Source organism: Cocleimonas flava (assembly GCF_004339015.1).
GTDB classification, from domain to species: Bacteria; Pseudomonadota; Gammaproteobacteria; order Thiotrichales; family Thiotrichaceae; genus Cocleimonas; species Cocleimonas flava.
Genome location: NZ_SMFQ01000003.1, coordinates 414,716 through 436,760, shown reverse-complemented (window position 1 = coordinate 436,760; position 22,045 = coordinate 414,716). Strand labels below are relative to the sequence as shown.

General features: G+C 41.6%; 14 protein-coding genes. 9 read left to right on the top strand and 5 right to left on the bottom strand.

Features of this window, described 5'->3' with window-relative positions:
* Positions 1–21 precede the first annotated feature (21 nt).
* From EV695_RS07940 to EV695_RS07925, 4 genes are all read left to right on the top strand, one after another.
* Complete coding sequence (locus EV695_RS07940; protein WP_131905409.1) at positions 22–513, top strand: nuclear transport factor 2 family protein; 492 nt, start codon at positions 22–24, stop codon at positions 511–513.
* Positions 514–622: 109 nt separating this feature from the next.
* Positions 623–1,630 carry a porphobilinogen synthase gene (gene hemB, locus EV695_RS07935; protein ID WP_131905408.1) on the top strand — a complete coding sequence of 336 codons (1,008 nt, stop codon included), beginning with the start codon at positions 623–625 and terminating at the stop codon, positions 1,628–1,630.
* A gap of 153 nt (positions 1,631–1,783) precedes the next feature.
* Positions 1,784–2,626, top strand: a complete 843-nt coding sequence (aroE, locus tag EV695_RS07930; protein WP_131905407.1) for a shikimate dehydrogenase — start codon at positions 1,784–1,786, stop codon at positions 2,624–2,626.
* Positions 2,627–2,676: 50 nt separating this feature from the next.
* A complete protein-coding gene (locus tag EV695_RS07925) occupies positions 2,677–4,089 on the top strand; it encodes a DEAD/DEAH box helicase (RefSeq protein ID WP_131905406.1) in 1,413 nt (470 codons plus the stop codon).
* Between the two features lie 334 nt (positions 4,090–4,423).
* On the opposite strand, the gene EV695_RS07920 is transcribed toward EV695_RS07925, so the two are convergent.
* Entirely contained in the window at positions 4,424–4,867 is a 444-nt protein-coding gene (locus tag EV695_RS07920; RefSeq protein ID WP_131905405.1) for a CopD family protein, read from the bottom strand.
* Between the two features lie 326 nt (positions 4,868–5,193).
* Here EV695_RS07920 and EV695_RS07915 point away from each other — a divergent pair, with 326 nt between their 5' ends.
* Entirely contained in the window at positions 5,194–6,552 is a 1,359-nt protein-coding gene (locus tag EV695_RS07915) for a dicarboxylate/amino acid:cation symporter (RefSeq protein ID WP_165874652.1), read from the top strand.
* Between the two features lie 194 nt (positions 6,553–6,746).
* Here EV695_RS07915 and purH read toward each other — a convergent pair whose 3' ends face one another.
* Positions 6,747–8,315: a bifunctional phosphoribosylaminoimidazolecarboxamide formyltransferase/IMP cyclohydrolase gene (purH, locus tag EV695_RS07910; protein WP_131905404.1), complete on the bottom strand. Its 1,569-nt coding sequence runs from the start codon at positions 8,313–8,315 to the stop codon at positions 6,747–6,749.
* A 92-nt stretch (positions 8,316–8,407) separates the two neighbouring features.
* Here purH and EV695_RS07905 point away from each other — a divergent pair, with 92 nt between their 5' ends.
* Positions 8,408–9,616 (top strand): MFS transporter, encoded by a 1,209-nt coding sequence (locus EV695_RS07905; protein ID WP_131905403.1) that lies wholly within the window; start codon positions 8,408–8,410, stop codon positions 9,614–9,616.
* A gap of 184 nt (positions 9,617–9,800) precedes the next feature.
* Here the strand turns inward: EV695_RS07905 and EV695_RS07900 are convergent, their stop codons facing one another.
* The gene (locus tag EV695_RS07900; RefSeq protein ID WP_131905402.1) at positions 9,801–11,513 is read right to left on the bottom strand and encodes a proline--tRNA ligase; all 1,713 of its coding nucleotides are present in this window, start codon (positions 11,511–11,513) and stop codon (positions 9,801–9,803) included.
* A gap of 239 nt (positions 11,514–11,752) precedes the next feature.
* A complete protein-coding gene (locus tag EV695_RS07895) occupies positions 11,753–13,504 on the bottom strand; it encodes a multiheme c-type cytochrome (RefSeq protein WP_131905401.1) in 1,752 nt (583 codons plus the stop codon).
* A gap of 445 nt (positions 13,505–13,949) precedes the next feature.
* Here EV695_RS07895 and EV695_RS07890 point away from each other — a divergent pair, with 445 nt between their 5' ends.
* Complete coding sequence (locus tag EV695_RS07890; protein ID WP_131905400.1) at positions 13,950–16,634, top strand: hypothetical protein; 2,685 nt, start codon at positions 13,950–13,952, stop codon at positions 16,632–16,634.
* A 151-nt stretch (positions 16,635–16,785) separates the two neighbouring features.
* On the opposite strand, the gene EV695_RS07885 is transcribed toward EV695_RS07890, so the two are convergent.
* Positions 16,786–17,262: a DUF4124 domain-containing protein gene (locus EV695_RS07885; RefSeq protein WP_131905399.1), complete on the bottom strand. Its 477-nt coding sequence runs from the start codon at positions 17,260–17,262 to the stop codon at positions 16,786–16,788.
* A gap of 113 nt (positions 17,263–17,375) precedes the next feature.
* Between EV695_RS07885 and EV695_RS07880 the strand changes: the two genes are divergently transcribed.
* Positions 17,376–18,575 carry an efflux RND transporter periplasmic adaptor subunit gene (locus EV695_RS07880; RefSeq protein ID WP_131905398.1) on the top strand — a complete coding sequence of 400 codons (1,200 nt, stop codon included), beginning with the start codon at positions 17,376–17,378 and terminating at the stop codon, positions 18,573–18,575.
* Positions 18,568–21,840 carry an efflux RND transporter permease subunit gene (locus tag EV695_RS07875; RefSeq protein WP_131905397.1) on the top strand — a complete coding sequence of 1,091 codons (3,273 nt, stop codon included), beginning with the start codon at positions 18,568–18,570 and terminating at the stop codon, positions 21,838–21,840. The genes EV695_RS07880 and EV695_RS07875 overlap by 8 nt, the downstream gene beginning before the upstream one ends.
* Positions 21,841–22,045: the final 205 nt, after the last annotated feature.

Sequence of the window (22,045 nt, the reverse complement as noted above, 5' to 3'; positions counted from 1 at the left end):
CTTATGCTTTAAGGAACTTTGATGTATCATTCGGCTATGAAAAAAGATAACTCAGAATACTATTTTGCCACGGCTGATGAAGCCGAAGCTGCATTTTACTCCGCCTTTGAAATGGGTGATAAAGATTTGATGGAAGCGTTAATAGCCGATGATAATGTCAGCTGTATTCACCCATCATCCGTACCTCTAGTTGGCAGAGAGGACGTGATTGAAAGCTGGAATCAAATATTACATGCAATCTCAGGTTCTGTAATAAAAGTAGAAGTCATGAATCGTACAAATTCGAACGGCGTTGCCGTGCATTTGGTCACTGAAATATTTGCTGATAGTGACGATATAGAAACCGAGTTTTCAGAAGTTCTGGCAACCAACGTCTATGTTGAACAGGAAAACGGTTGGAGATTAATGATGCACCATGCCTCATATATTTCTGAATCTGAATATACTGATGAAGATTTATTAGAAGATTCTGAAGACCTTATGGACTACGAAATATCTCAGACCGTTCACTAAATTTGCTACTCATTTAATTCATTAACTTTTGCCTAGATGATTTACTTTGTAACACTGTAAAAGTTAATAAAATCTAATTGATTTAATCAATAAGCTGGAAGATTTTACTATGCCAATAACCACTGGTTCATTCCCTCATTCTAGAATGCGTCGTATGCGTCGTGATGATTTCTCTCGTCGCTTGATGCGCGAAAATACACTAACTACTGATGACCTGATTTATCCTATATTTGTTATTGAGGGTGAAAACACTCGAGAAGCTGTAGCATCAATGCCAGGTGTTGATCGTATAACCTTGGATATACTCGCTGAAGAAGCGAAGCAGGTGGCTGAATTAGGCATCCCTGCGATGGCAATTTTCCCTGTAGCCGGCGACAGCAAAAAATCGGATTTAGCGGAAGAAGCATACAATCCTGATGGATTGGCGCAACGTGCTATTCGCGCCATCAAAGCGGCAGCCCCAGAGTTAGGTGTAATTACCGATGTCGCGCTTGATCCGTTTACATCACATGGTCAGGACGGTTTGATGAATGATGAAGGCTACATCATGAATGAAGAGACGGTTGAAGTCTTAGTCAAACAAGCGGTGTCCCATGCCGATGCAGGTGCTGATGTTGTGGCTCCCTCAGATATGATGGATGGACGCATTGGCTCAATACGTGAAGCATTGGAAGCGGCAGGTCATATTAATACTCGTATTCTTGCCTATTCCGCCAAATACGCATCTGCTTTTTATGGGCCTTTCAGAGATGCTGTCGGTTCATCAGGTAATCTCGGTAGCGGCAATAAATACAGTTACCAGCAAGACCCTGCGAATAGCGATGAAGCGCTCTATGAAGTTGCGTTAGACTTACAGGAAGGTGCTGATATGGTGATGATAAAGCCAGGCATGCCTTATCTGGATATCGTGCGCCGTGTTAAAGATGAATTCAAAGCACCGACGTATGTGTATCAGGTCAGTGGCGAATACGCGATGTTAAAAGCCGCGACTATAAATGGTTGGCTGGATGAAGAAGCGGTAGTCATGGAAGCATTACTTGGAATGAAACGTGCCGGCGCAGATGGAATTTTGACCTACTTCGCTAAAGATGTTGCCCGCTGGTTGAAGAAAGCTTAAATAGCGCCATATTGTAGTTACAGTAAGCCAAAATAAATACCCACTTAATTCAAAGGCACCCCCCCACTTATAGGCATTATTTTAGAAAGTGGTGGGGTGTATTATCTCAATAATGTTTGATGGATAAGAGATAAACGCACAGGATTCACACAAATGGATAAATACGCCGTTATCGGTAACCCTATCGCCCACAGTAAATCACCGCAGATTCATCAGATGTTCGCGCAACAAGCGGACGAAGATATCATGTATGAAGCGCTGTTATCTCCTACAGATGAATTCAAAGAAACGGTTGAAGCTTTTCGTAAAGGCGGAGGTATGGGTTTAAATGTAACCGTACCCTTCAAACAGGAAGCGTGGGAATTGGCAGATGAATTAAGTGATTATGCCAAAAAAGCGGGAGCAGTAAATACCCTGGTATTTAGAGAAGATGGCAGCATTTACGGTACTAATACCGATGGAATCGGCTTGGTTCGTGATCTGGTAGAAAATCATCACAGCCAGATACAGGGCAAACGCATTTTAATTCTAGGGGCAGGTGGTGCAGTCAGAGGTATTCTGCAACCGTTATTAATGCAATTACCGAGTCAAATATTTATCGCTAATCGCACCCCGGAACGCGCCACAGAATTAGTCGCTGATATGCAGGAACTGGCACAGCAGAACTCTCCAGTATGTGAATTAGCGGGTGGCGGCTTTAATGACATCGAAGGCGAATACGATTTAATCATCAATGGCACAGCGGCTAGCCTTCAAGGCATCATGCCACCGATCCCTGAAAGCTGTTTAGCGTCAGGCGTGCATTGTTATGATATGATGTACGGAGGTAGACCAACTGCATTTGAATTTTGGTGCGAAGATCAAGGTGCTACTAAAGTAATGAACGGGCTGGGGATGTTAGTAGAGCAAGCCGCTGAGTCATTTTCAATCTGGCGCACAAAGATGCCGGACACTAAACCCGTGCTGGAAGCTATGCAATTATCATGGCTCGCATAAGGAAAGTTCAGATCATGTCGATTAGAGCTTTCATAACATAGAAATAATAAATGAATAATACGACAAAAGAAGAAACAGTAGAATTACACCAAACACATTTAAGTGATGTCAAATTTGCCGATTTGCCATTACTGCCAGAGTTAAAGTCAGCAATCACTGAAATGGGCTTTGAATTTTGTACACCCATTCAGGCTAAAACATTGCCAATCAGTCTCGAAGGCAGAGACATCGCCGGTCAGGCACAAACAGGAACCGGCAAGACAGCGGCGTTTTTATTAGCTGCGTTTCAACATTTAATCAAACACCCAAAACCGAATAAGAATAAGCGCAACCAATCTCAAGTGCGCTTTGTAATACTCGCTCCAACCCGCGAACTCGCGATTCAGATTGCCAAAGATGCTGAAAAGCTGAGCAAAAATACCGAATTAAAAATTGCCTTAGCCTACGGTGGAACCGGTTACGATCAACAACAAAAAGCCATAGAAGCAGGTGTTGATGTTCTGATTGGAACACCTGGTCGAATTATTGATTACTGGAAGAAAAAAGTATTCAGCCTGCACGAGTGTCAGGGCTTAGTCCTTGATGAAGCCGACCGCATGCTTGATCTTGGTTTTATTCAGGATATTCGCTTTTTATTAAGACGTTTACCAGATCCAGGCAAAAGACTCAGCATGATGTTTTCTGCCACCTTATCGCATCGTGTCATGGAATTGTCCTACGAGCACATGAACCAGCCTGAAAAACTGGAAATCAAAGCCGAAGCAGTTAATACCAAGAAAATTGCGCAGTATGTTTACTATCCATCTAACGATGAAAAAATCCCACTGTTGATTGGTTTGATTCAAAAGTTGAAACCAGAGCGTGCGATTGTTTTTGTAAATACCAAACGTAATGCTGAAACCATTGATGACTACTTGCGCGGCAATGACATTCAAGCCGTGCTTATTTCGGGTGATGTACGCCAGAACAAACGCCAGAGTCTGTTAAAAGAATTTGCAGCGGGTAAGCATCAGGTATTGATAGCTACGGATGTAGCTGCGCGTGGATTACACATTGATGATGTGTCGCATGTGTTCAATTATGATCTACCTCAAATCGCGGAAGATTATGTACATCGTATAGGTCGTACCGCTCGTGCTGGTGCATCGGGTGAAGCTCATAGTTTTGCTTGTGAAGATACTGCCTTCTACTTGCCAGAAATTGAAGAATACATCGGTATGTCGATAGAGATGGCGAGTGTAACTGCAGAGTTACTCGCAGACGATTTGAAACCACGTAAGCGTATTACCCGTGATCGTGTGCCACAGCGACCGAATAACAACGGTAACAAACCTGGCCAGAAACACTCTGGAAAGCCTCGCAATGGTGGTGGTTATAAGGGCAAAAACCCTCGTAATAAATCAGGCAACCAATCAGCGAATAAAACGGCTAACAAATCAGATAACAAGCCCAAAGCGTCTTAACTGCTTTACATTGTTAGCTAAAGCTAATTAAAGCTAACTAAAAAAAAGGCCTCAAAGTAGGGGGGTGCAATACTCTCCTACGGTATTTGTCTTAGATTTTCATAAACACTTGGTTTCAACCTACCTAATTTTATATTGGTTTAACCAGCCTCTAAAACTGGCTAGATTTTATTTCTATCCTATTTGATACTGATTAATTACCTCCAATTAGTTATCACTCAATAAATAACAGCTAATAAAAAACAGCTAATAAATAACAGCTAATAAATAACAGACATAAAAAAGCCCCCATAGCAGGAGGCTTTCTTTTTATTATCTAGATTAGATAGAACTACTAAATGAAGTATCTACCGGCAGTAGCAACAATAATAGTAACAATGCCTATCACTGTATTAATTCCTACGAACATTCTGATTTGACCTAAAGCTTTTCCGCCTTCTGGCCAGCTTTCAGATGCGACAGCTTTCTTCAATTTATTATACGGTGCAAAAAATACATGCATGAAGAGTAGCATCATGATTATTCCTAAACCCATCATGCTGTGAATATAAATAGCTTTAGGGAATTGCGTCATCATCCATAACCCTGTCACCAGAATGACAATCACACAAAGCCAGACCCATGGAAAAAAACGTTTAAAGGTAGCAACCCAGAGTGTTAAGCGTAACGGTGGTTCTAAAGTGTCTACCGCAGCAGGGCGCAACGCCTGATGTGCAAAAAACATACCGCCAACCCAAACTACTACTGCTAATACATGAAGTGCTAGTGCAATCGACATAAACATAAAAACTATTCCATTATTTTGAATGTCTCATTCTCACAAAGAAACTAGCAAGTAACAAGCAAATTCAAGTAATACGAGTGTTTGTTGCAGAAGTTTAATCTAAATATGAAAATATATTTTATTTAAAATTAATCACTTAGCCATACATGTTTTTTGGCTTGTGTAAATGAGGCAAATTTCAGTCAATTTGTATCACTTTCCAATTATTCTGTACTACACTTTTTTAGTATTAGGCGAGTTAATTAAAGAAATAATCATAATAAAACTCAACAGTTTCAGGACTAAATGATTGGAATTATTAATAACATGGAGATAATTTTATGAGTGAAAAGAAAAAAATGAGTCTGACGGTCAAAGTGCTGTTGGGCATGGCTTTGGGGATACTTGTGGGGTTAGTCCTTAACCTGACAGGTTTGATTTCAAATTCGTTTGTCGATACCTATATCGTTAATGGACTGTTTCATGTCGTAGGCAAGATGTTCGTTAATGCCTTGAAAATGCTCGTTGTTCCGTTGGTATTCTTCTCTCTGATTTGTGGTGTGTGTGGTATCGGTGATATCAGAATGCTGGGTCGCGTCGGTGGTAAATCATTTGCCCTGTATATGATGACTACGGCAATCGCGATCGCTACTGCAATCATCATCGCGGTTAGCTTCGGTATTGGTAAAGGCATGAATGTAGATTCAGCCGCGGCTTTTACGGGTAAAGAATCTCCACCATTGACGCAGGTATTAATCGATATCATCCCAACAAATCCTGTTAAATCAATGGCTCAGGGTGATATGTTGCCGTTGATTTTCTTCTCGATTCTCTTGGGTATTAGCATGCTGTTGGTAGGTCGAAAAGCCAAACCTTTTGTAGAAGGTGCTGAGATTGCGAATGAAATTATGATGAAGATGGTTAACATCGTCATGGCAGTCGCTCCTTATGCAGTATTCGCGTTGATTGCAAAAGCAGTCGCTACCTTAGGTCTTGATCTACTCGCGTCATTGGCCGGATATGTACTGGTATTGGTCGGCGCATTAATGTTCCATTTGTTTATCACGCTGATGATAGTACTCAAGGTTTTCTCAGGGCTGAGTCCCGCGATGTTCTTGAAGAAGATCAGAAATGTTCAGGTATTCGCCTTCAGTACGGCAAGTTCTAACGCGACGATTCCGGTTACCATGAGAACGGTCACCGAACGTTTTGGTGTGAATAATTCTGTCGCTTCCTTCACCGTTCCCTTTGGTGCAACCATCAATATGGATGGAACAGCCATTATGCAGGGTGTAGCCACCGTGTTTATCGCTAATGTTTATAATGTCGAACTGGGTGTAGGTGGTTACTTAACGGTTATTTTGATGTCGGTACTGGCCTCAATAGGAACAGCCGGTGTGCCAGGTGTTGGTTTAATCATGTTGTCCATGGTGTTTACCCAGGTGGGCTTACCTGTTGAAGGTATCGGTTTAGTCCTAGGTGTCGATCGTCTGATGGATATGATCAGAACAGCAGTGAATGTATCGGGTGATGCGACAGTATCAACCGTAGTCGCTAAAAGTGAGGGTAAGCTGGATATTGATGTCTATAATGATCCGTTGGCGGGCACTCACAACGAAGAAGATATCGGTGAATTCGATGCTGAGGTCGAGAAAGAAATGGCCGAAGCTATCGAAGCCGCGCATAAACGAGACCGATAAGTTGGTCTCTAATTAACTTGGCTGAATTTAGCTTATGTAAAGTAAGCTAAACCAAAAAAGCTAATTTAAGGCATAAAAAAGCAGAGTATTAACTCTGCTTTTTTATGATTTGGAAAGGGTTTTAATTCAATCAGTTATCGATAATTGTTATATCAAAACTTAAATACACCCCCCCACTTATGAGCAGTGTTTTATTAATGTCTGAAGTGGCGCATTCCAGTGAATACCATTGCCATGCCAGCTTCATCGGCAGCTTCAATCACTTCTGCATCACGCATAGATCCACCGGGTTGGATAACAGCAGCAATACCTGCTTCTGCAGCGGCATCAATACCATCACGGAAAGGGAAGAAGGCATCAGAAGCCATTACAGAGCCTGTTACTGTTAAGTCTGCATGTTCCGCTTTGATTCCTGCAATACGTGCAGAATTTATGCGACTCATTTGACCAGCGCCAACGCCAATCGTCATTTGATTCTTTGCATAAACAATAGCGTTAGATTTAACAAACTTCGCTATTTTCCAGGCAAACAGAAGATCACGCATTTCTTCATCGCTAGGGCTACGTTTAGTAACCACTTCTAGTTTTTCATAAAGTTGTAAATCTGCATCTTGAACCAATAAACCACCATTAACGCGTTTAAAATCTAAACGTGCAATGGATTCAGCAAAATCACCACATTCCAATAAACGAACGTTTTCTTTGCTGCTAACGGCTTCGCTAGCTCCCGCTGATACGTGTGGAGCAATAATCACTTCTACGAATTGTTTTTCGATGATTGCTTTTGCCGTTTTTTCATCTAATTCTTTGTTGAACGCGATGATGCCACCAAAGGCTGATTCTGGATCAGTGCTAAATGCACGTTCGTACGCTTCCAGAATATTGTCTCCAGTAGCAACGCCACACGGGTTAGCATGTTTGACGATGACACAGGCAGCCTCTGAATCGAATTGTTTAACGCATTCTAATGCCGCGTCTGTATCTGCAATATTATTGTAAGAGAGTTCCTTACCTTGTAATTGCTTTGCAGTAGCGATATTCGCTTCTTGCTGATTTTCTTCAACATAGAAAGCAGCAGACTGGTGTGAATTTTCACCGTAACGGGTTGTTTGTGCTAATTTGAATTGTGCATTAAACGTCGAAGGGAAGCCTTTAGGTTCGTCATTCTCAACGATTTTTCCTAAGTAGTTTGCGATCATGCCATCATAACCCGCAGTGTGTTCGAAAGCTTTTGTGGCTAGCTTGAAACGAGTGTCTTTAGAGATACTTCCGTTATTTTCTTCAAGCTCTTTCTCTACCGTCGCGTAATCCGATGGATTCACTACGATAGTGACATGCGCATGATTTTTTGCGCTGGCACGAACCATTGTTGGACCGCCGATATCGATATTTTCAATCGCATCTTCAAAGCTACAACCTTCTTTAGCGATCGTTTCTGCAAACGGGTATAGGTTAACCACAATAAGATCGATAGGCGGAATATCATGCTGTTTCATAACAGCATCGTCAGTGCCTCTGCGAGCGAGAATGCCGCCGTGTATTTTTGGGTGTAGCGTTTTAACACGGCCGTCCATCATTTCAGGAAAACCTGTGTAGTCTGAAACCTCAATTACAGGCACATTATTATCAGCCAGTAGTTTTGCGGTGCCACCTGTAGAAAGAAGCTCGATGCCTTTAGCATGCAGGTTTTTGGCAAATTCTAACAAACCAGTTTTGTCGGAAACACTTAATAATGCGCGTTGCACAGGACGGTTATCAGCCATTTAATTAAATCCTTATATCGAAAAAATAGAATGGACGGAGTATCGCATACCCTCTATGGTGTGGCACTTCGTTTCTGAAAAAAACTTTAGCTATGAGCGCACTAATAAGCACAGATAAAATGCCATTTTCCGTGTATTTTCTGGCCATTTGTCAGGCCTTATTGATGAGTGGTTCATCGTTATTGATAACGGCATCTGCCTTGGTAAGTCTGACCTTAACAGATGATAAAATCTTGGTTACCTTGCCATTGTCTTTACAGTTTCTGGCACAGATGTTAACCAGTATCCCAGCGTCATTACTGATGGGTAAATGGGGAAGACGTGCTGGTTTTATGTTTGGTAGTTTGTTTGGGATTACAGGCGGTTGTTTGGCTGTGTATGCGGTATTTACCACTAATTTCTGGTTGTTCGCTGTTGCCTCGTTTTCTATCGGAGTATTTAACGGATTCGGTACTTACTTTCGTTTCGCTGCGGTAGATGTTGTCGCAGTCAGTAATCGTGCGAAAGCCATTTCTTATGTGATGGTAGGTGGAGTTATAGCTGCTTTTATCGGCCCAAATCTGGCTAACTTTGGTAGAGGAATGGTCGATAACATTCCTTTCGTGGGCGGCTTTGTTTACGTTACCGTACTTTATGTTTTAATTTTTATTGTATTATTTTTCATAAAGTTACCGCCAGCTTCTATCGTTGATTTGCAACATACTGGGCGGCCATTAAAACAGATTGCCATGCAGCCGACGTTTATTGTTGCAGTAATCTGCGGTATGTTGGGATATGGCGTTATGACGTATGTGATGACCGCTACACCTTTAGCGATGCATCATCATCAACATGCATTTGATCAAACCGCTTTTGTGATTCAGTGGCATGTACTCGCCATGTTTGCCCCTTCTTTCTTCACCGGAACAATCATTCAAAAGGTGGGAGTAATTAAAGTCATGGTAACAGGAGCAGTATTGGCGTTGATTTGCACATTGATAAACCTATCAGGTACATCGGTGTGGCATTTTTGGGTAGCTTTGGTAGCACTCGGAATCAGCTGGAACTTTCTGTTTATTGGCGCATCAACACTGTTAACTGAAACTTACAAGCCAGAAGAAACGGCAAAGTCTCAGGCGTTGAATGATTTTATGGTGTTCTCGATGGTAACTATTGCATCATTATCCGCAGGAATTTTTCAAAACAAGTTTGGTTGGGAATCGGTCAATATTGGCGGGATACTTTTTGTGGGCGTTATATTGGCAAGTATTTTCTGGTTAGTCAGAATGCCTGTGGAGAAACGTTTAGCTACTAAGGTTTGATTAAACAAACAAACAAAAGAAATTGTTGTTTATATAAAAAAGGCCTAAAAGTAGGGGGGTGACTTAAGTGGTTATAAAAGCCACTCATCCAAATTTAGCATTGTACATCGACAATTTCTTACGAAATCTATGATGGACTTGTCTGGCTCTTAGTGAGCCAAGACAAGCCACTTTTTTCTTGTATTTAGGCTTTTAACTTATCCGCAACAAATTGCATGATATCAGCACGTTGAACATCATTTGCGTCGTCATCTGTACGAGATTTAAACTCAACCTGTCCTTCTTTCAAACCACGATCAGAAATAACAATGCGATGTGGAATACCAATCAGCTCATGATCAGCGAACATTGCACCTGGGCGCATATTACGATCATCCAGTAATACATCGTAACCGGCTGCAATCAACTCTTCATACAAGGCATCAGCTTCTGCTTTTACGTCTTCTGATTTATTGTAATTAATAGGCACAATACTTAACTGGAAAGGGGCTAATGCTGCTGGCCAGATAATGCCGTTATCATCATGACTTTGTTCGATACTTGCTGCGACAACGCGGGTAATACCGATGCCGTAACAACCCATGGTCATTATTTCTGGTTTACCGTTTTCACCTAATACTGTGGCATTCATCGCTTCTGAGTATTTAGTGCCTAGCTGGAAGATATGTCCGACTTCTATTCCACGAAGAATACTGAGCGTGCCTTTTCCGTCAGGGCTAGGATCGCCTTCCACAACGTTACGTACATCGACATACTCGGGCTCTGGTAAATCGCGTCCCCAGTTTACGCCGATGTGATGTTTATCATCGACATTCGCACCACAGACAAAATCGGCCATGTTCTTAACGGCATGATCAGCAAAGATTCTGATCTTCAGACCAACAGGGCCAATAGAACCGGCATTACAGCCAACAGCCTGAAGCAGTTGTTCTTCTGTAGCTGGCGTTAATGGTGAACCAATGCCATCAATTTTCTCGGCTTTTAATTCGTTTAACTGGTCATTGCCTTGCATCAGAATTGCAACGACTTCGCCTTCTTCTTCACCTTCGACAATTAATGTCTTGATGGAAGATTCTGCGGGTTTATTTAAGAATGCAGATACCGCATCAATCGTGTGAGAATCCGGCGTATCAACCGTTTGCATTTCTTCAGTCGGCTCAGGGCGCTCGCCTTTAGGTGGAAGAGCCACTGCGAGTTCGATATTAGCGGCGTAATCACTTTTATCGGAAAATGCTATCGCATCTTCACCAGAATCAGCCAACACATGGAATTCATGTGAAGTACTGCCACCAATCGCGCCAGAGTCTGCAAGAACAGGTCTGAAGGTTAATCCCATGCGTTCAAAAATACGCGAATAAGCCGCATGAATTTGATCGTAAGTTTCTTGCAAAGATTCCTGTGTGGTATGGAATGAGTATGCGTCTTTCATGATGAACTCACGTGAACGCATTACCCCAAAACGAGGACGAACTTCATCACGGAATTTTGTTTGGATCTGATAATAAGTCACAGGAAGTTCTTTATAACTTTTCAACTCTTTACGAGCGTAATCAGTGATAATTTCTTCATGCGTTGGACCGTAACAGAACTCAGCACCTTTTCTGTCGTTCATGCGCAGTAATTCAGGGCCAAATTGTTCCCATCGACCAGACTCTTGCCACAGCTCTGCCGGTTGTACCGTTGGCATGAGTAATTCTACTAACCCCGCTTTATTGAGTTCATCACGAACGATTTCTTCTACTTTACGCATTACCTTGAGGCCAAAGGGCGCCCATGTATATAGACCTGATGAGACACGTTTGATCATGCCGGCTTTTAGCATTAACTGGTGACTTTTAATTTCTGCATCGGCAGGCGTTTCGCGGAGGGTGGAAATTGGGAAATGAGATACTTTCATGAAATAGCTTGGTTATTATCAAAGCGCTCAATTTTAGTCCTTGCGTGACTGAGCACAAGTACTATTTTCATAATAAAGGATATCGACGATAGGATGGCGTGGTTTCTATCTATACAATCTGATATTGGCCTATAAAAAAACGGCTCAAAGTAGGGGGGTGGCTTTTGTATAAAGGACCAAGATACATGGTTTTATTCAGTGTCGAAGACTACGTTTAGCCACCCAAACAAGATGAATCTTTATAAATTAGCCTCTACGGATATCACTTCTTCATGACGAAAACGTGCATTATCGTACATAAGTTTGAAGTCATTAACTAAGCTATGTGCATATTTATCCTTAAATAAGTCTGTGGCGAAGCGGTAGGAAATGGATTGATAATTCAATGTGGCTTTCACGCTGTATGATCCATTAGGGATATTTTGCAGTTGATAGGTAACGACATCTTCTGCAGCATCAAAATTGTCATCAGAAATTGCATTACCCTTTGCGCCGATATTTACCGGAATATGGCTCTTATCCATTCCTTTGGCTAATAAGCGATTATCTTTGATATAGCCTGCGCTATTTAATAAGGTGTAATTAACCGAATTGTCCGTATTAACCATGATGCTTTCATAGACTTGAACTTGATCAGCTGAGGTAATCAGATCATGGTGTTTTTCATATTCTGTATTAGTGCTATTTGTAGTGTCGTTATCATTATCAGAATCTACACCAGATATTTGTCCTAAGTGATTGATTGCGCCAGATTCAAATACCAGATCACCGTCTGTATTAGTCACTTCAATATGTAGCCATGCTCTTCGAGAGGGAAATCCACTGGGGAATTTATGCCCGGTTTTATTCTTCAAATGAACGTTAAATGATAATTGCTGGTTTTCCTGTTGTAGATTTTCAATCGCAATGTCGGCTGAACTTCTAAGCATTTCTTTTGTTAAATTTATCGTATTACTGAAGTCATTCACTGGTAAACCCAGTGTCGTAGAATTGTTCTGTAAGATATCTAGCATGACGGTATTAGCACCAACAAACTGATGCTTGGAAAAATGATCTCGTGCTTCAACAAAACTGGGTCTGCTCGCAATTTTTGCTTTGCCAGATGCTAATGGCATGTGACAACTCTGGCAGCTTTCTTCGCTGCCTGGTTTTGCAAAATCGCTATTTTTCCATTCGCTGTAAATCATCTGTTCTGGAAACTCATTAGCAGTAAGGTTTCCGGATGTATCAATTATCGGGGTTTTAACATCATGGCAACTGCCACACAGTGCAGAGTCGGAAATATGTTGGCTCTCAACTGGTGTATAGCCTGTGCTATTGAGCATAGGTCCCTGAATTGGATTGGAGAATGGTCCATAGAGCTTTGGGTCGGCGGTATTATCAGCAATCACAAACTTACCTGATGTTGCTGCTTCTGTACCAAATCCTGCGGTATTTTCTATCTGGTGACAAACCGTACAACTGACGCCTTCAGCAGCTTGATTGAAATGAGGGTTATCTGGAGACAAAAAACCATTATCAAACAAGTCTACGGTTTCATCTTTAAAAGTTGATTCTACATGTGCCATTGGCATGTGGCATCGGGCGCATTTACCCTCGATTGTTTTACCGTGTTCCGGATTACGTACCACTTCGCTGGCAACTTTTGCTTTCCAGAACGGATCACGAGCGCTATTAGCCATCATGGTTGTTTGCCAGGCATTGACTATGGATAAATCTTCACCCGTATCATCACTTAAGCCATCATGGCATTGCGCACAATTATCCGAACCGCTGAAATGATCAGAGGTAAAATCATGTGCTGATTGCGCAACGGATGTAATCGTTGTGCTATCTGTATCTTCGGGGGGTGCTGGTATAACGGGAGTAATGATATCTTGATTGTCATTTGTCGTTACAGTTGATTCACTGGAACTACTTGAGCCACCACAAGCGAAAAGAAAGACAGTCAAATAAAAGAATGAAAGTGATCTTATTATTATTGTTCTCATGATAAAAATACTTCTTAATAAATGTAAACTGACTTTACGTTCTTACAAAGAACAGCCTGCAAAGTCCCCAATATTATTAAATAAGTATATGCTTATGCTTATCTGTTGAAATTAACAATTGTTTATTTCTGAGTTGTTTTTTATCTGATTTTCATCTGTATTTATTGGTTTCTTATATTTTTCTCTCTTTTCTTTCTTTTAATATCTATGTTCGATATGTGTATTTTAATATCACTCATTAACAATTCTTCTTATAAAAATTAACAATTGTCGTTGTTGATAATTTTACTCCGTTATCTACTAGAGATTAATCGAGTGGTGTAATGCATCAATAATAAAAACACGAAATCTGCTTGCATAAGGAAATATCACCAACTCACAAGGCGAAACGAGTTTTAAATCTTCAGCCTAAACGTGCTTAGTCGTTTTTCAGGGAGTGTTAGATATGTTGCAAATATTAGGAAGAAGTATCAACAGAAAAAGCAGTTATCAGATCAGCAGTCATGCTAGTAAGCCTTTCAATAGAATCAGTTTAATTGCGATGGTTTTGCTGATAATGATAACGGCAGGTTGTAATAGTAGCGGCAAAGACGAAGATGCTGCCGAGGCTACTAGAAATGCTCACGATTTTGTCTATGATGCACAGCTTAAACAATACATAGTTAATGACACCGTCATTCCAGAGTCTGAGGTTAAACGTAATGTGAGTCAGGTACTCTGTCAGCAATGCCACACAGAGGCTATTGCAGATTTTAAGGACACCGTTCATTACAAACTAGCCGCGCGCAGTGATACTGTTATGTTTCCTGGTGGTGGTGCTCATGGCATGTTAGACAGAGCTTGCGGACTTCCGGGAACTTCGGGTTTAGTCAACTTTACTAGCAATGAAAATTTAGGTGAATGTGCCAAATGTCATGCAGGTCGATATCTACCTGTGATGGAAGGTATGTTCGAGGGCATGTTAACAGCGATGGGTTTGCCCGAGCCGCAAAAGCAGGCTAGTGATATTATGGAATCTGGTATTGATTGTCTGGTATGTCATGCCGATATTTATAAATCAGTTCCTGAAGGCGATAATATGGTCGTTAGTGTGCATGCTCCCGCTGATGGCGCTTCACCGACACCACTCGGTTATGCCAAAGCCGCGCACGACAATAGTGATTTTGATCAGGACGGTTCTCCTGATTTACAAATCGATACAGATGGCGACACCATTCCCGATATGCCTTTGATGATGGATACCGATAACGATGGTAATCCCGATACACCTTGGCCAACTGTGGCTCAAGATAGAAGTGTTGCAGCGGTAAAATCCGCAGGGGCTACCAAGCAGTCTACCTGTTTACGTTGTCACGAACATGCGCGCACTGGATACAAAAGAGCGACTTTATTTGAAGAAGGTTACGATGTTCACGCAACCGTTAAAACCGGTCCTTTCGAAGATGCAGAAAACCAATGTACCGTGTGCCATACCGTATCAAAACATAAGTTTGTTCGCGGACATAGTGTGGGGGGCGACCTTGCTGCAGCAGACTATCCTGCGCCACCTCCCGGGACAGAGAATGACCCAGATGATCCAAGCAATATCATGTGTACAACCTGTCATAGAATCGAGTCTTTAGTAGATTCAGCAACACCAGAAGAACCTGTGAATGGTAAGAAAGCATCAATCCATAGCTCCAAACATCTTGATTCCATGGCCTGCGAAACCTGTCATATTCCGGTAAGTGGAGGGATTACTTATTCTGTTTATGGCGAGGGTTCACATTTATCATTTGGTCGTAATCCAGCAGGTAAAGATTCTTTATTGATATCAGCAGACCACATGAATGCGGGTGATCATGACGATATTGCGGGTGATTTTAGTGCTTATCAAGCGCCCCCAGTGTTAGTTTGGTTCAATGGAGGCACCTCGTTTTTAGCCCAAACGTTAGCGGTTCGTGGGTCCCAGAATGCCAAGATTACGCCATTTAAACCGATGGCGAACGGCATGGTGTTTGATGCACGTTTCTTCAAAGGTGAAATGATAAAAAATGAAGCTGATGCGGACTACAATGCATATTCAATGTATCGCTTTTACGCTAATAAGCCCGATACAGGACCAGGAAATGCAGAAGCATTTGCCGCAATGGATATGCTGGATTTAACCCCTACAGAAGTTCGACAGGTAACGCTTAACGACTTCTTCTCCACAGATCCAAATAGACAAGCCATGGCGATGATGCAAATCTTCCCGAATATGGTTCACTTCGATAAAGCGACTTACGGCTATGAACACTACATGATCAGTTCAGACCCTAAGTTTGCTGCGTGGGATCAAAATAATGATGGCATACTTGATAGTGATGTTCCCTTCAATTTCAGTCGATTTGATGCATCCAATGCTGGCTTAAATAGCTTCAAGCGGATGAATGCCGCAATGGGAATGCCAGCTGATTATGATTGGTATCCGCCATTTGCATCAGCGGATGATCTGGTTACGATGAAATTACCAGACGGCAGTTTGATGAAGATGTTCTTGCAGATGCAGGCGTCAAGTTTGCCTGAAGAGCAAGTACCAGCGTTCCTTGCTGTTGTTGAAAACTATCCTGCCTTTTCAAATGGTGTAACTCTGGGGGGTCATGGCGTAAGACCTAAAGAGCAAGCAATTGGTTTTGGCAGTGATGGCTGTCAATCCTGTCATGCAGCTGATGGCATGCTAAATAATCCTGTTCCCGTTACGGAAAAAGTGGCGGTAGATATGGGGCTAATGGGTTTGCTTGAATTCCCTAAGTATAGATGGCACTTTTACAATATCCATGGGCTTGCGAAGTTAGGTTTAACAGTGGAGGATGATGATATCGTCGCTGGTCTCGCCAGTGTTGATATTGAAAATAATGCAAATTATATGAAGGTGAGCGATACCAGTATGACCTTGAACTGGTTTGCACCTCAATCTCCTGGTGGATATCAAGCTGCTGAAACTGTTCTGGAAGGTTTGGAAATGAAACCTGAAGATCTGACCAAGAATGGCGGTTCATGGATGCCTGTTCTTGAACCCATAACCAAAGCTGTGCCTAATTACCAAGTCTTAGGTTATAGCAAAGATGAAATAATCTGGATGGGAACAGGTACTGGTAACGGCAATTAATGTAATCATTAACTAACAGCCACTAAAAAGCCCGTTTAAAAACGGGCTTTTTAGTGAATGGTTATAATAAAGCGGTTAAAAAAAACGGCCTATAAGTAGGGGGGTGACTATTAGTTAAATCACTTTGGTATCTACTCTTTTATTTTTAGACTTATTTCACTTCTTTACAGTCTTCTGCAATACGTTGTTGCAAGTAAGCTACTTTTTCTTTTCGTTGTTCCTGATCAAGATTAGTTTTCTCACCTTTTACATCAATCCACACATTACGAAAGTTTTTACGAAGTTGTTCAAGGTTCTTCTTCTGGTTATTACAATAATTTATTAATTTTTTATCGGGACCAGCAAGCGTTTCACCATTTACTTCAGTTTTCTGTGTATCTGTTGAATCATTGTTGGGTGCTGCAGCTGTTTCTGCAGGTGGTCTATATTTACCTGCGGCTGCTTTGATTTCGTCTTCGATATTTTTCGCTTTAACTCGCTTGGTTTTATGAACTGGTGGTTGAGCAGTGTAATGAACGCCGCCATTTTCATCGACCCATTTATAAATTTCGGCGTGTGTATTCGCAGAAAGAATTAGTAGTGCTGAAGTAATCGTTGTGATACTGGCTAATTTAATTATTTTTATCATTTTGAGGTGCCTATTAATAAGACTAAATTCATTTCTAGTAACTCTATATTAGACATATCTAATATAGCTTGTTAAACTTCACAATTATAATTTTTATATATAGGCATTTTAGCATGAGTCGTCGTCACAAACTTATTTTGATGGGTGTTTCCGTCGTTTTGGCACTACCATTAATCGGAAAAGCAGAGATTTCACCGCTAAATACCGCTGTGGCAGTAGAAGAAGTCGTCGTGGATTACCAAATGCTGGATGGCCAAATCGAGGCGGTAAATAAAAGTACGGTATCGTCGCAAACGGCAGGCGTCATCAGTAAATTATCCTACGATGTGGGAGATGTTGTCGAAAAGGATGCGCTAATTGCGCGTATATCATCAGAAAATCAGAAATCAGGATTACGTCAGGCACAAGCCGCCGTCAGTGAATCTAAAGCTGCCATTAGCAGTGCATCAGCAGCCGTTGTTCAGGCCGAAGCTGCGATTAGGGAAGCCACCGCAAACTATAATGCTGCTCGCGCTGAATTTAATCGGGTAAAGGGTTTGTACGAAAAACGTATCATTGCCCGATCTCAGTATGATCAGGCAGAAGCAAACATGAAGTCGACTTTGGCAAGAGTTGAGTCGGCGAAAGCAAATCTGAACGCAGCAAAAGCCCGTACTAATGCAGCCAGATCTAATCTGGCATCAGCGCAAGCAGGCTTGGCAAAAGCGGGCGAACAACTCAGTTATACCGAAGTGGTCGCTCCTTATAGTGGCATCGTTACAGAACGTTTGGTGGAATTAGGTGAGGTTGTTAGTGCCGGAACACCAATAATGACGGGTATTTCATTACAAGAGATTCGAGTTGTTACCCATGTGCCACAACGATTAATTTTAGCGGTGAGAAAAAACAAAGCTGCACGTGTATATACCGATGATGATAAGACTGGAATCGTCGTTAAAAAATTAACTATTTTCCCTTATGCGGATGAGACAACTAATGCGTTTAAAGTTCGTGCGTCGCTTGATTCTGCGCCACAAGGCTTGTTCCCAGGCGTTTATGTAAAAATTGGATTTAATGTGGGTAGTGAGAAACGTCTGGTTGTTCCAGAGTCTTCGGTTGCCTATCGTAGTGAAGTGACTGGTGTTTATGTGGTCGATGAAAAAGGTATTCCAACATTACGTCAGGTAAGAGTAGGTAGGCGAACACCTGATGGCAAGGTACGCATCCTTGCAGGTCTGGATTCTGGTGAGATTGTTGCAATTGACCCTGTGCATGCCGCTGTTTTGTTGAAAACTCACCAGCAAAAACTTCATGAGGCAGCATCTGATGAATGATTCTTCAAATGATGTAAACGGCGAAAATCAAAAGTTAGGGATTTCGGGAAGAATCGCAAAAACGTTTTTATTGACCGAAATTACCCCACTGATCGCTTTGATTGGCCTGTTATTAGGTGTATTTGCGGTAATGGTGACGCCGCGTGAAGAAGATCCACAAATAAATGTTACGTTTGCCAATATATTTATTGCCTTCCCGGGTGCCAGTGCTGAAGAAGTCGAGAATTTGGTGAGTACACCCGCAGAGCAGGTGCTTTCTGAAATAACCGGTTTAAAACATATCTATTCTACCTCGATGCCTGGTATGTCTATGCTGACTATTCAGTACAAAGTGGGTATAGATCGAACCGATGCATTAGTCAGACTTTACAATAAAATCGCCTCTAATCAGGATTGGTTGCCGCAAAATCTGGGAGTGGGACAACCTTTAATCAAACCCAAGGGCATTGATGACGTACCCATTGTGTCGCTGACGCTCTGGACTGAAGATGAAAATAAAGGTGGGTTTGAATTATCACAAGTTGCCCATGCGATTGAGGCTGAATTAAAACGGATTCCGGGAACTAGAGACATTTATACCGTAGGCGCCTCTAAACGCGTGGTGCATGTGTTATTAGACAGTGCAAAAATCGCCGGTTTTAATATTTCATTAGATGATTTGCGCAATGCATTGGCAGCCAGTAATACGGCTAAAGATGCGGTGTCTGTCGTTAATAATAATACAGAAATTCAGGTGGTTGCCGGTACTTTCTTAAGTAGTGATGATGAAATAGGTGATCTGGTTGTCGGTGTATTTAACGGTAGTCCGGTCTTCTTAAAAGATGTCGCCACAATTAAACACGGTGCAGATTCACCTGAAACCTATGTGTCATTCTCAACAGCCAAAGGCGCAAGTCATAAAGGATTGCAGGAAGGTATAAAATCACCAGCTGTGACCATAGCCATTGCAAAGCAACCGAGTATTAATGCTGTTTCGGTATCGAATAATGTCATTAAACGTATCGAACAATTAAAAGGTACGTTTATACCGGAAGGCGTCAATGTGACTGTTACGCGTAATTATGGTGATACGGCTAAAGCTAAATCTGACAAATTAATTAATAAGCTGATCATTGAAACACTCGCAGTAGCAGCATTAATCTGGCTTGCTTTGGGTTACCGAGAAGCCTTTATTGTAGGTACAGCGGTTGTGATTACGCTCGCTCTGACTTTATTTGCGTCATGGGCGTGGGGCTTTACGCTTAATCGTGTTTCCTTATTTGCGTTAATATTTTCCATCGGTATTCTGGTCGATGATGCCATCGTGGTGGTTGAAAATATCCATCGTCACATGGTGTTGGGTGGGAAAAAACTGGTCGATGTTATCCCGATAGCGGTTGATGAAGTAGGGGGGCCAACGATTCTTGCCACTTTTGCGGTAATTGCCGCTTTATTACCAATGGCGTTTGTTAGTGGTTTGATGGGACCGTATATGAGCCCAATCCCCATTAATGCCAGCATTGGTATGCTGTTATCTTTGGGTGTTGCGTATATTGTTACGCCATGGATGACGAATAAGGTGCTGTCTAAGGTCGACTTCAGTCATCATCAAGAAGATGATGGTGAAACAAAATCACATAAATTCTTTCACTTTATCTTAAGTCCATTTTTACGCGCCAAAGGTGGGGGGTGGAAACGCTTTACCTTATTGTTTGTTTTTATTCCAATATTGATAGCCATATCACTTTCTTTGGCTTTTCCTTTTCAGAAAGTCATCCTGAAAATGCTGCCATTTGATAATAAGTCTGAATTCCAGATTGTGGTTGATATGCCAGAAGGTACCACTCTTGAACAAACTTCCAGAGTGCTTAATGAGCTATCAACCGAATTAGACAAAGTTGAAGAAATTAGCGATTACCAGATTTATACCGGCACCGCTGCACCGATTAACTTTAATGGTTTAGTACGTCAATACTATTTGCGTGAAGGATCAAATCTGGGTGATATTCAGGTCAATTTAACGGATAAACATGAACGTAAACGCCAAAGTCATGAAATTGCTTTAGCTGTTCGCATTTCATTGCAGGATATCGCCAAAAAATATAACGCCAATGTCAAAGTCGTTGAAGTGCCTCCCGGACCGCCCGTATTAGCACCATTGGTGGCGGAGATTTATGGTTTGGATCACGAAGGTCAAATTGAAATAGCGTCCAAGGTTAGAAAGGTCTTCGAATCGACTAAAGATATTTCTGATATTGATGACAGTGTCGAAGCGAATCAGGAACGTCTGGTAATAAAAGTAGATCGTCAAAGAGCAGCGCATTTAGGTGTATCTCAAGCAGCGATTACATCGTCAATCAGTACTGTGTTAGGTGGTGAGGATGTGACATTTATCCATAATAAAAACCTAAAATATGCGGTACCGATACGTCTTGAATTTCCTGTTGCTAATAAAGATAAAATTGAATCAATCCTGTCTTTAAAAATTCGAAGCACTAAGGGTGCATTAGTACCTATGTCTGAAGTGGTGCATGTGCAAGAGGGAACACGTGAGCACTCAATTAATCACAAAGACTTGCTTCCAGTCGTATACGTTACAGGTGATATGACAGGACATACCGACAGTCCATTGTACGGCATGTTTAGTATTGCTAATGGGGTTAAAGAAGCCCCGGTGGCAGCTTACGATAAGAACATAAACGAACATTATTTCTCACCACCGGATGATCCTTATTTTTACAGTTTAAAGTGGGATGGCGAATGGCAAATCACGTTCGAAACATTCCGTGATATGGGAATCGCTTATGGTGTTGGCATGATTATGATCTTCTTGTTAATCGTCGCTCAGTTCCGTTCTTATGTTGTTCCTCTGGTAATCATGTCTCCAATTCCCTTAACGGTTATTGGCGTAATGCCTGCCCACTGGATAGCGGATAAGCAATTTACCGCAACTTCTATGATTGGAATGATCGCGTTAGCAGGTATTATCGTCAGGAACTCGATCTTGCTGGTAGACTTTATTAACGATCAGTTGAGAGCGGGTGTTGATTTGAATGAAGCTATCATCAATTCCAGTGCAGTAAGAGCAATGCCGATTATGCTTACTGCAGCGGCTGCTATGGTTGGCGCTTTCTTTATTATTGATGATCCAATTTTTGGTGGTCTGGCAGTGGCGTTAATTTCTGGTATTCTGGTTTCTACGGTACTGACGTTAGTGGTTATCCCGTTATTGTATTTTATGTATCTACGAAAACGAGTTCATATCATTACTGGCACTTCTGCATAATTAATTGTTAATTTTCTGCTAAGCTTTTAGTAGTTTGCGCGATCAGTTAGAACGGGTGCAAGTCAGAAACTAGAAACATCACACAGACCTGTATTATTTAAACAGGTCTGTTAGTTTGAATTTGAGAACAACTGCGTGTATCTGTTGGATTTCAGATCATTCGTAAACGATTTGTATTTCAAAAAGTCTTTAAATCATCTACAGT

What these genes read in the sequence shown, in the direction of transcription:
- EV695_RS07920 (WP_131905405.1), bottom strand. Translation starts at nt 4,867, where the DNA reads ATGTCGATTGCACTAGCACTTCATGTATTAGCAGTAGTAGTTTGGGTT.
- EV695_RS07880 (WP_131905398.1), top strand. Translation starts at nt 17,376, where the DNA reads ATGAGTCGTCGTCACAAACTTATTTTGATGGGTGTTTCCGTCGTTTTG.
- EV695_RS07915 (WP_165874652.1), top strand. Translation starts at nt 5,194, where the DNA reads ATGAGTGAAAAGAAAAAAATGAGTCTGACGGTCAAAGTGCTGTTGGGC.
- EV695_RS07940 (WP_131905409.1), top strand. Translation starts at nt 22, where the DNA reads ATGTATCATTCGGCTATGAAAAAAGATAACTCAGAATACTATTTTGCC.
- EV695_RS07925 (WP_131905406.1), top strand. Translation starts at nt 2,677, where the DNA reads ATGAATAATACGACAAAAGAAGAAACAGTAGAATTACACCAAACACAT.
- hemB (WP_131905408.1), top strand. Translation starts at nt 623, where the DNA reads ATGCCAATAACCACTGGTTCATTCCCTCATTCTAGAATGCGTCGTATG.
- EV695_RS07885 (WP_131905399.1), bottom strand. Translation starts at nt 17,262, where the DNA reads ATGATAAAAATAATTAAATTAGCCAGTATCACAACGATTACTTCAGCA.
- EV695_RS07890 (WP_131905400.1), top strand. Translation starts at nt 13,950, where the DNA reads ATGTTGCAAATATTAGGAAGAAGTATCAACAGAAAAAGCAGTTATCAG.
- EV695_RS07905 (WP_131905403.1), top strand. Translation starts at nt 8,408, where the DNA reads ATGAGCGCACTAATAAGCACAGATAAAATGCCATTTTCCGTGTATTTT.
- aroE (WP_131905407.1), top strand. Translation starts at nt 1,784, where the DNA reads ATGGATAAATACGCCGTTATCGGTAACCCTATCGCCCACAGTAAATCA.
- EV695_RS07900 (WP_131905402.1), bottom strand. Translation starts at nt 11,513, where the DNA reads ATGAAAGTATCTCATTTCCCAATTTCCACCCTCCGCGAAACGCCTGCC.
- purH (WP_131905404.1), bottom strand. Translation starts at nt 8,315, where the DNA reads ATGGCTGATAACCGTCCTGTGCAACGCGCATTATTAAGTGTTTCCGAC.
- EV695_RS07875 (WP_131905397.1), top strand. Translation starts at nt 18,568, where the DNA reads ATGAATGATTCTTCAAATGATGTAAACGGCGAAAATCAAAAGTTAGGG.
- EV695_RS07895 (WP_131905401.1), bottom strand. Translation starts at nt 13,504, where the DNA reads ATGAGAACAATAATAATAAGATCACTTTCATTCTTTTATTTGACTGTC.